At 62.2% G+C, this 9,622-nt stretch carries 10 protein-coding genes; 9 read left to right on the forward strand and 1 reads right to left on the reverse strand.

Annotation, left to right across the window (positions count from 1 at the left end; translation table 11 throughout):
• From ECTHA_RS0110710 to ECTHA_RS18025, 9 genes are all read left to right on the forward strand, one after another.
• On the forward strand, positions 1 to 1,179 hold a 1,179-nt coding region (locus ECTHA_RS0110710; protein ID WP_026623728.1), incomplete at its 5' end, for a TolC family protein.
• The gene (locus ECTHA_RS0110715; protein WP_025281683.1) at positions 1,172 to 2,191 is read left to right on the forward strand and encodes an HlyD family secretion protein; all 1,020 of its coding nucleotides are present in this window, start codon (positions 1,172 to 1,174) and stop codon (positions 2,189 to 2,191) included. The genes ECTHA_RS0110710 and ECTHA_RS0110715, both read left to right, overlap by 8 nt.
• A complete protein-coding gene (locus ECTHA_RS0110720) occupies positions 2,188 to 3,309 on the forward strand; it encodes an ABC transporter permease (protein WP_025281684.1) in 1,122 nt (373 codons plus the stop codon). The genes ECTHA_RS0110715 and ECTHA_RS0110720 overlap by 4 nt, the downstream gene beginning before the upstream one ends.
• A complete protein-coding gene (locus ECTHA_RS0110725) occupies positions 3,306 to 4,445 on the forward strand; it encodes an ABC transporter permease (RefSeq protein ID WP_026623729.1) in 1,140 nt (379 codons plus the stop codon). The genes ECTHA_RS0110720 and ECTHA_RS0110725 overlap by 4 nt, the downstream gene beginning before the upstream one ends.
• A 137-nt stretch (positions 4,446 to 4,582) precedes the next feature.
• On the forward strand, positions 4,583 to 5,839 hold the full coding sequence (locus ECTHA_RS0110730) for a D-amino acid dehydrogenase (protein ID WP_025281686.1): 1,257 nt from the start codon (positions 4,583 to 4,585) through the stop codon (positions 5,837 to 5,839).
• Between the two features lie 91 nt (positions 5,840 to 5,930).
• The gene (locus ECTHA_RS0110735) at positions 5,931 to 6,209 is read left to right on the forward strand and encodes a type II toxin-antitoxin system RelE/ParE family toxin (protein WP_025281687.1); all 279 of its coding nucleotides are present in this window, start codon (positions 5,931 to 5,933) and stop codon (positions 6,207 to 6,209) included.
• A gap of 10 nt (positions 6,210 to 6,219) precedes the next feature.
• Positions 6,220 to 6,564, forward strand: a complete 345-nt coding sequence (locus ECTHA_RS19535; RefSeq protein WP_238624195.1) for a HigA family addiction module antitoxin — start codon at positions 6,220 to 6,222, stop codon at positions 6,562 to 6,564.
• Entirely contained in the window at positions 6,565 to 8,052 is a 1,488-nt protein-coding gene (locus ECTHA_RS0110740) for a class I SAM-dependent DNA methyltransferase (RefSeq protein ID WP_025281688.1), read from the forward strand.
• Positions 8,049 to 9,047 carry a restriction endonuclease subunit S gene (locus ECTHA_RS18025; RefSeq protein ID WP_084306937.1) on the forward strand — a complete coding sequence of 333 codons (999 nt, stop codon included), beginning with the start codon at positions 8,049 to 8,051 and terminating at the stop codon, positions 9,045 to 9,047. Before ECTHA_RS0110740 ends, ECTHA_RS18025 begins: the two co-directional genes overlap by 4 nt.
• Before the next feature lie 27 nt (positions 9,048 to 9,074).
• On the opposite strand, the gene ECTHA_RS18030 is transcribed toward ECTHA_RS18025, so the two are convergent.
• On the reverse strand, positions 9,075 to 9,622 hold a 548-nt coding region (locus ECTHA_RS18030; protein ID WP_035369578.1), incomplete at its 5' end, for a transposase.

Genomic DNA, 9,622 nt, shown 5'->3' on the forward strand with positions numbered 1-9,622 from the left:
GAGCTCACGAGCCGCTACAGCCATTTGAACGCGCCGCTGGAGGCGGATATCGGTCGGGTCGGTGATGCCTTGATTGGCAGGATCCGGCAGGCCGGGGTGGATTTCCCGCCGTTCACTTTGCCGCGCCACTACCGCATACAGGATCGGGATTTCGTCAACGTGTCGCTGCAGGCGGTACAGCCTGTGTATCTGGGTGGACGTATCCAGGCGGGGAGGGAGGCCGCCCGGTTCGGACTCGAGGCCAGCAAGGCCGAGATGGACCGGCATGGCGCCGAGCTCGAAGTGGCGCTGGTGGAGCGCTATTTTGGTCAGGCACTGGCCCGGGAATCGCTTGAGGTATACAAACGCAGCACGGAAAGCCTGCGGCTGCATGAATCCAACGCGCGCCGTTTGGAGGCCGAGGGGCAAATCGCCCGGGTCGAGCGTCTGCGGGCCAGTGTGGCCCTGGCCGAGGCCGAGAACGAACTGTTGGTGGCGCGTGAACAGCTGGAGTTGTCCCGGGCGGCGCTGGCGGCCCTGCTGGCCAGCGACCATCCGGTGACCACCGCGACGCCGATCCCCGCCCCGCCGCCGTCGGTGGATCGCGATGCCTGGAAGGCGGCGGCGGAGGTTGCCAACCCTGGCCTGCGTCAAGCCGCTCAAACCCTGCAACAGGCCCGCGCCGGTGCCCGCGCCACTCGTGGGGAGTTCCTGCCGGTTGTTTCCCTGTTCGGGGCTCGTGAACTGTATACCGAAGACCTGACGCTGGTCGACCCGGAATGGGTGGTTGGCATCCAGGCCAACTGGACCCTTTTCGATGGTGGCCAGCGCCGGGCGCGAATGGCCCTGGCAGAGGCACGCGTCAGCGAAGTGGATCGACGCCTGGCGGCGGGTCGACGCGACGTAGCCCTGCTGGTCGATCAACAGGTGGATCGGCTCAACGGGGCACTGGCCCGCCAGCGGACGCTCGCCGCCACATCCGAGTTGACCGCTGAAAGCCTGCGCGCCCAGCAGCGCGCGTTCGAGGAAGGGTTTGCAACGTCCATGGACGTGATCGACGCCGAGCTGGCGCGTTCACGGGTGGCCCTGGGAGAACTGGCGGCCCGTCGCGATGCCTGGGTGGCCACCGCCGCGCTGCACGCGGCTGCCGGCCGCGGAGAACAACTGGTGGACCTGATAGAGCAACGGGCTCATGACTGAATCCCCTTCATCCCGGCGCCTGGCGCGTGTGCTGCTCTGGACCACGCTTTCCATCCTCGCTCTGGCGTGTCTTGTTGCCCTGCTGGTCTGGTTGACCCGGCCCGGGCCAGCCTTCCTGCAGGGGCAGATCGAGGCCGACAGTGTTCGGGTCGCGGCCAAGATTGGTGGTCGTGTTGCGTCCATCGAGGTGCAAGAGGGCGACCGGGTCGACACGGGTGACCTGCTGGCAACACTGTTCATGCCGGAAGTGGAGGCACGCGCGGGCCAGGTCCAGGCCCAGGTGGATGCAGCCGGGGCCATGGCCGATATGGCCCGGCTCGGCGCCCGCGAAGAGCAGATTCGTGCGGCGCGTGCGCAGTGGCAGGCGGCCGTGAGCCAGGCCGAACTGGCTGCTGAAACCCGAACCCGCATCGAAAGACTGCACACGGATGGCGTGGTGCCGACCCAGCGCCGTGATGAGGCCGTGGCCCGGGCAAAATCGGCCCAGGCTCAGGCGGATGCTGCACGTGAGGCCTATGACATGGCCCGCTCCGGCGTGCGGCCGGAGGAGTTGCGTGCCGCCGAGGCTCAGCTGCGGCAGGCCCAGCGCGGGCTGAGTGAAGCGCAGAGCACGCTGTCCGAGGCGCAGCAGTTCGCGCCGGTCTCCGGCGAGGTCACCACCCGGGTCGCCGAGCCGGGGGAGGTGGTGGGCCCCGGGTTTCCGTTGCTGGTCATTACCCGCACCGACCGACCCTGGGTCACGCTCAATCTGCGCGAGGACCTGATGCCCGGCATTCGCCTTGGACATCGCTTCAGCGGCCGGTTGCCGGCGCTGGGGATGCGCAGCGTCGAGTTCGAGGTGCATTACATCGCCCCCATGGCCGATTTCGCCACCTGGCGTTCGTCGCGCGACCTGGGCGGTTTTGACCTGCGCACCTTTGAAGTGCGCGCCCGACCTGTGGAGGCAGTGCCGGATCTGCGACCGGGCATGAGTGTGCTGGTGGATGAGCGCAGCATCAAGGCCGAAGGGTGACTCGCGTACTGGCGCGTGAATGGGCGCGTTTTGCTGCCACCTCCAGGTTGTGGTGGTTCACACTGCTGTTGCCGGTGATGCTGCCGGGCCTGCTGCTGCTGATCTTCGTTGATCAGGTGCCCGATCAACTGCCCGTGGCGGTGGTTGATCAGGACCAGAGTGCGGGTTCACGCCAGCTGGTGCGTGCCCTGGATAGCACACCCGGCCTGAGGATTGCCGCCCACCTGCCCGACATGAATGCCGCAGCCAGCAGGGTTCGGCAGGGTGAGGTCTACGCGGTGATCGTGGTGCCACGTGATTTCGCTCGCGAGGTCATTCGGGCGGAGCAGCCGCGCATACAGCTCTACTACAATCGCCAGACGCTGACCGCCGGCAATCTGGTGCTGCGCGAAGTGCGTACCGCCGTGACGACCACGGCCATCGGCATCGGTATGGCCCAGGGGGTGTCACCGGCTGTGCTGGTGGAGAGTCACGCCCTGTTCAACCCCGGGCTGGAGTTCGGCCGTTTTCTGGCGCTGCCCCTGGCCGTCGCGGTGTTGCACGTATTGATGGTGGTCCTGGCCATCGACGTCACCGGTCGGGAGCTTCGCGACGGTTCCGCGGGCGATTGGCTGGACGCCGGCGGGGGTGGCATGGTGACGGCGCTGCTGGGCAAGTTGCTGCCCTACATGGTCTGGTTCTTCGTGTTCGGGCTGTTGCTCCTGGCGGTACTGCTGCGCCTGCTCGGTATCGAGTTCAAGGGCAGTCTAATGGTCTGGATCCTGGGCTGGCTGAGCCTGGTCCTCGCCAGTTTCGGGCTCGGTGCGTTCCTGCTCGGCCTGTTGGGCAACCTGCGTCTGGTCACCAGCGTGGCCAGCGTGCTGGTCAGCCCGGCGTTCGCCTATTCCGGCATGACGTTTCCCTCGGCGGCCATGGAAGGGTTCGCGTCCTTCTGGTCACAGGCACTGCCATTGGGGTACTTCCTGCACCTGCAGTCGGCGCAGGTGCTGATGGAGGCACCACCGGCAGCCGCCCTGTGGCCTGTGTGTGCCCTGCTTTTGTTTGCCTTGCTTCCGGCGCTGACCCTGCGGCGCTGGCGTCGCTGGTTCACGGACCCTGGCAGCTGGGGCCGGGCATGAGGCGTTTCCTGCTGACGATGCGCCAGGAGTTGATCGCGATCTTCGGCGATCGCGCGGTCGTGCTGGTGCTGATTGGCGGCAGTCTTTTCTATGCGCTGTTTTATCCCTTGCCCTACCAGGCCCAGGTGGCCACCGCGCTGCCCGTGGCCGTGGTGGATCACGATGGCAGCGAGCTTTCACGGCAACTGATTCGCTGGATCGACGCCACCGAACAGGTCCAGGTCACGCTCACCACCTCCGACATCCTCCAGGCCCGCGATGCCGTCAGGCGCAAGGCACTGGCGGGTTACATCGAGATCCCCAACCACTTCGGTCGACAGGTCCTGCGCGGAGAGCCGGCACGCATCGGCGTTTTCGCCAACGGTGCCTACCTGGTGCTCTACTCGCAGGTGGCCAACGCCACGGCCAGCGCCAGCCTGGCCTTGAGTCAGGACATTGTTGAGCGACGGGCCCTGACGGGCGCGGCGCACTCGCCGCAGGCGGCAAAGGCACTGGCCATGCCGGTCGCAGTTGACCTGCATGAGCTCTACAACCCCGACGGAGGCTATGCCAACTACGTGGTACCTGCGGTGCTCATCCTGATTCTGCAGCAGACTTTTCTGATCGGCATCTGCATGGTGCAGGTCGGGCGGCGAGGGCAGGGTGTGATCGATCGTGCGCCGCTTGTGTTGGTTGCCCGAGTGAGTGTGTACCTGGCGCTCCAGTGCCTGCTGTTGGGTTTTTACATGGTGGTGGTGTATGGCCTGTTCGGCTTTCCTCACCTGGGCTCCGCAGGTTTGGCGCTGCTAGCCGTTCTGCCGGGTTTTGTCGCCGTGACGCTGCTTGGCCTGTTACTGGGCTGCCTGTTCACCAGTCGCGAAACCGCCCTGCAGGTGATGATGCTGGTGAGCGTTCCCGCCCTGTTCCTCGCCGGTTTTGCCTGGCCGGCCGAGGCCATGCCTGGCTGGCTGGTCAATCTGGGCCTGCTGATACCCTCCACCGGCAGCATTGATGCCTTTGTGCGCGTTTACCAGATGGGCGCGGGGCTGGAGGAGATCCGGGCAACGTGGCTGGGCCTGTGGTGCCTGGCGCTGCTGTATGCGATAGGGGCCTGGTGGGTGGGAAGGCGGCGCCCGTGCCGAGGGCCATCCTCGTGACCTGATATTGTCATCGATAATGATTGGCAGCCGACCGATAGTGAGGATGTTGGATCCGAGGAAAACTTTTCGGTAGTGAGTCATTCTTACCAGGAAAGACCTCAATCCTTCCATCTCGCGACGCGGGGGGCTCACCGATGAAGGTTCTGGTATTGGGCAGTGGCGTGATTGGTGTGAGCAGCGCCTGGTATCTGGCCAGGGCGGGCCATGAGGTGACGGTGGTGGACCGGCTGGAGGGGCCGGCCATGGAGACCAGTCATGCCAATGCGGGCATGCTGTCGTTCGACCACTCCACCCCCTGGGCTGCGCCGGGCGTTCCCCTCAAGGCCATCCGCTGGCTGCTGCAGGACATGGCACCCCTGTACATCAATCCCAAGGCCCTCGACATGCGGGCGCTGCGCTTTCTGGCCAGGATGCTGGGGCAGTGCACCACCGCCAGGTTCCAGGTGAACAAGGCGCGCATGCTCCGGGTGGCCCGTTACAGTGCCGGGTGCTTCAAGCAGCTGCGGGAGGAGTTGCCGCTGCATTACGATGGCCGTTGCCAGGGGACTTTGGAACTGTACCGAACGGAAAAGGATCTGGCGGACGCTGATGCGAATGTGGCCATCCTGAAGCGCTACGACATCCCCCATGCATTTCTGGACGTGGATGCCTGCATCCGCCAGGAGCCGGCGCTTGCCAACGTGCGCGAAAAAATCGCCGGCGGCGTGCTGCTGCCCGGGGATGAGACCGGCGACTGCCACAAGTTTACCTGTGCCCTGGCCGAGGCCTGTGAAACCATGGGCGTGACCTTCCAGATGAACACCCGGGTGGACGCCATCGCCACCGACAACGGAAAGGTCACCGGTGTGAGGACTTCCAACGGCACCCTGACCGCAGACCGCTACGTGATGGCACTGGGCTGTGAGTCTGCCCGTGTGCTGAGTGGGGTCGGGATTCACCTGCCCATTTACCCGCTCAAGGGCTACTCCCTGACCATGCCGGTGCTGGATGAGGACCGGGCCCCCCAGTCCACCTTGATGGACCAGAAGTACAAGGTGGCCATCACCCGCTTCGACCACCGCATTCGGGTGGGTGGGGTCGCGGAGATTGCCGGCAACAACAAGGACCTGCCGCCACAACGCCGCGCGGCCATCGAATACGTCGTGCGCGATCTGTTCCCTGGCGGCGGCGATGTGGAGGCGGCGGAGTTCTGGACCGGACTGCGCCCCATGACCCCGGACAGCGTGCCCATCCTGGGCCATACCCGCTACAACAACCTGTTCCTGAACATCGGTCACGGCACCCTGGGCTGGACCATGTCCCTGGGCTCCTCAAGATTCGTGGCCGACGTGGTCAGCGGACGGACACCGGGGATCGACCCAGAGGGATTGGGCGTGGATCGTTACGCCTGAGCGAGCCGACGTTACCGCCGTCCCGCTATCCGACTCTCCGTGCCATGTATGCGCGATTGAAACCTGGTACGTGGCGAGTTACATTCGCAACATGATTCGAAGCTTCAAGCACAATGGCTTGGCCAGATTTTTCAGTTCCGGCAGCACCGCCGGGATCCAGGCCGCTCATTCGGCGAGGCTTCGGCTGATTCTCGGTAGGCTGAATGCGGCGTCGGACGTCAGGGATATGGATCTGCCGGGTATTCGACTGCATCAGCTTTCGGGGAATCGAGCCGGAATATGGTCAGTAACGGTCAGTGGTCACTGGCGCGTGACCTTCCGGTTCGAGGATGGAGATGCCGAGATCGTGAACTACGAAGATTACCACTGAGGTGTCGCCGATGTTGATGCACAACCCCCCCCATCCTGGTGAAGTGTTGCGTGAGCTTTGCCTGGAGCCCTTGGGCCTTTCTGTAACTGCCGCTGCAGAAGCATTGGGGGTCAGTCGAAAAACCCTGAGTGCTGTGTTGAACGGCAGGGCGGGCATTAGTCCAGAGATGGCCATTCGGCTTTCCATTGCGTTTGGTACTTCGGCAGAGAGTTGGCTGAATCAGCAGTCACAGTATGAACTCTGGCACGCTGAGCAGCATCGTGAAGAACTCAAGGTCAAGCGGCTTGTGGCCGGCTCAAGCAATACATCATCAGGCCATTCGCCGGATTTGACTAACCAGAACACAGGACAGTGAATGTTTGAACAAACCTTCCGCAACATCGATGACGTACTCTGGAAAGAGGCCGGTTGTGCCACGGAACTGGATTACACCGAGCAGACGTCATGGATGTTGTTCCTCAAGTACCTTGATGACCTGGAGTATGAGCGTGCCCAGGAGGCCGAACTGGTGGGCAGGTCCTACCCGTTCATCATCGATGAGGCCTACCGCTGGTCGGCCTGGGCCGCGCCCAAGACGGCTGACGGCCAGTTCGACCATGACACGGCCCTGACCGGCGCCGACCTGATCTCCTTCGTCAACGACGAGTTGTTCCCCTACATGCAGGGCTTTCGGGACCGCGCCACCGGGCCGGACACCATCGAATACAAGATCGGGGAGATCTTCAGCGAGATCCGCAACAAGTTCTCCAGCGGCTACAGCCTGCGGGATGCCCTGGAGCTGATCGACGGGCTGAGCTTCCGGTCGCAAAAGGAGAAGCACGAGCTCTCCCACTTGTACGAGGCCAAGATCCGCAACATGGGCAACGCCGGGCGCAACGGCGGTGAATACTACACGCCGCGCCCACTGATTCGCGCCATGATCCAGGTGGTCAAGCCCCGCATGGGCGAGCGCATCTACGACGCCGCCGCCGGTTCCGCGGGGTTTTTGTGCGAGGCGCATGATTATCTGCGCTACGGCCCGGACGGCCAGGGCGATGACCTGCGCGACGGCAACCCCCTGTCCACCCGCGACCTGGAGATCCTCCAGACCCGCACCTTCTACGCCAAGGAAAAGAAAAGCCTGCCCTATGTCATCGGGATCATGAACATGATCCTGCACGGCATCGAGGCACCCAACGTGGTCCACACCAACAGTCTCACGGAGAACCTGAGCGACATCCAGGAAAAGGACCGCTTCGACGTGATCCTGGCCAATCCGCCCTTCGGCGGCAAGGAGCGCAAGGAGGTCCAGCAGAACTTCCCCATCAAGACCGGCGAGACGGCGTTCCTGTTCCTGCAGCACTTCATCAAGTCCCTGAAGGCGGGTGGCCGGGCCGCCATCGTCATCAAGAACACCTTCCTGTCCAACAGCGACAATGCCTCGCGGGCGCTGCGCAAGGAACTGCTGCAGAGCTGCAACCTGCACACCGTCCTCGACTGCCCTGGTGGCACGTTCCTGGGTGCCGGGGTGAAGACCGTGGTGCTGTTCTTCGAGAAGGGTGCGCCAACCCGGAGGATCTGGTACTACCAGCTGGATCCGGGCCGCAGCCTGGGCAAGACCAACCCGCTCAATGACAACGACCTCAAGGATTTCGTTGCCCGGCAGGCCGGATTCGAGGATTCCGATAATGCCTGGACGGTGGACGTGAAGGACATCGACCCGGACAGCGTGGATCTGTCGGTGAAAAATCCCAACAAGGCGGAAGCCGCGCCCTTGCGTGATCCCGAGGTGATCATCAACGAGATCGAGACGCTGGATAGGGAGAGCGAGGAGATCCTGGAAGGGATTCGGGGGATGTTATGAGGGGCGATTGGGCGCTGAAACCATTGGGTGATGTCTGTACCGTGATTGGGGGTGGGACGCCGTCAAAACGTAATTCTGCGTATTTTGACGGAGATATCCCCTGGGCGACAGTGCGTGACATGAAAGAGGAGAATCTGAGTAGGACGGAGTTCAAGATCTCACCAGAAGCAGTGAAGAACAGCGCAACCAATATCATTCCAGCAGGGAATGTGGTCATCGCTACAAGAGTAGGACTCGGCAAGGTATGTTTGCTTGGTCAGAATACGGCGATCAATCAGGATCTGCGAGGGATCATTCCAAAGGGTACGAATGTCGACGTGCGTTTTTTGTTTCGCTGGTTTCAGAGCATCGCGCACGTGATCGAATCAGAAGGTACGGGGGCAACGGTTAAGGGCGTAAAGCTACCTTTCATCAAGTCGCTGAGAATGCCTATCCCACCCCTCTCCGAACAAAAGCGCATCGTCGCCATCCTCGATGAAGCCTTCGCGGGAATCGCCACCGCGGTCGCCAACACCGAAAAGAACCTCGCCAATGCCCGGGAGTTGTTTGAGAGTTATTTGAATGCGGTGTTCAGTCGGCGGGGTGAGGCATGGGTTGATCTGACTCTGAGAGAAGTTTGTAAGGATTATGGTCGTGGGAAATCAAAGCACCGACCAAGAAATGACCCGAAGCTTTTCGGAGGGAAGTATCCATTTATTCAGACTGGAGATGTGCGCAATAGCGATCATCTGATTGTCGACTATTCCACGACTTATAATGATTTGGGGTTGGCTCAAAGTAAGCTTTGGCCGAAGGGAACTATTTGCATAACAATTGCTGCAAATATCGCCGAAACTGGCATTCTAGATTTTGATGCCTGTTTTCCAGATAGCATCATTGGCTTGGTTGTGGACGACAAGAAGGCTTCAAGTGCGTATGTTGAGTTTCTTTTGCAATCTGTTAAGCTGAAGTTCCAGCCTACCAGTAACGCTAAACCATTGAATCTACTTACTTAAAAAGCGATTCAGGGTTCAGGCGTCTGGCTACAACCGGATATCGTTGATCCGATCCAGTGCAGCACGCTGTTTGGCGTTGGGTTTGGTATCGAGTTCGAACGTCGGTTCTTCGGCCTCATGATGACGGCGGCGGCAGGTGTTACGGACGATGGTGGACAGCTCGTTCAGCAGGGTGCGAAAGCTGTGGGCAGGCGTGCCATCGTCGAGTGTTTTGGTGGCGACCTTTTCCAGCGCTGCATCGGAGCGCGTGGCCGGTGCGACGGGATCGGCCTGTGCCCGATGTTCCCGTTCGGTATCGGCGAACAAGAGCGGGCGCCAGGCTTCGGTCATGTGCCATTTCACGTAGTAGGCGAGCATGCACAGAAACAGATGGGCCCGCACCCGATCTTCGGTGTAATGGTAGATCGGGCGGATCTTCAGGTCGTCGCTCTTGAGGCTGCGGAATGCCGCCTCCACCTGGCTGAGGCTTTTGTAGTGGCGCACGGTATCGTCGGTACTGAGATGCTCGCGCGGCACCGCGGTGCGGATCACGTAGAGCCCATCGAGGGTCGCCTCCTCGGCGACCTGGGCCGCGT

The sequence above is a fragment of the Ectothiorhodospira haloalkaliphila ATCC 51935 genome (assembly GCF_000633935.1).
Classification (GTDB): Bacteria; Pseudomonadota; Gammaproteobacteria; order Ectothiorhodospirales; family Ectothiorhodospiraceae; genus Ectothiorhodospira; species Ectothiorhodospira haloalkaliphila.

Excerpts from the sequence above, each read along its gene's own strand:
- ECTHA_RS0110735 (WP_025281687.1), top strand. The coding sequence starts at position 5,931 with ATGATTCGAAGCTTCAAGCACAATGGCTTGGCCAGATTTTTCAGTTCC.
- ECTHA_RS0110740 (WP_025281688.1), top strand. The coding sequence starts at position 6,565 with ATGTTTGAACAAACCTTCCGCAACATCGATGACGTACTCTGGAAAGAG.
- ECTHA_RS0110725 (WP_026623729.1), top strand. The coding sequence starts at position 3,306 with ATGAGGCGTTTCCTGCTGACGATGCGCCAGGAGTTGATCGCGATCTTC.
- ECTHA_RS0110730 (WP_025281686.1), top strand. The coding sequence starts at position 4,583 with ATGAAGGTTCTGGTATTGGGCAGTGGCGTGATTGGTGTGAGCAGCGCC.
- ECTHA_RS0110715 (WP_025281683.1), top strand. The coding sequence starts at position 1,172 with ATGACTGAATCCCCTTCATCCCGGCGCCTGGCGCGTGTGCTGCTCTGG.
- ECTHA_RS19535 (WP_238624195.1), top strand. The coding sequence starts at position 6,220 with ATGTTGATGCACAACCCCCCCCATCCTGGTGAAGTGTTGCGTGAGCTT.
- ECTHA_RS18025 (WP_084306937.1), top strand. The coding sequence starts at position 8,049 with ATGAGGGGCGATTGGGCGCTGAAACCATTGGGTGATGTCTGTACCGTG.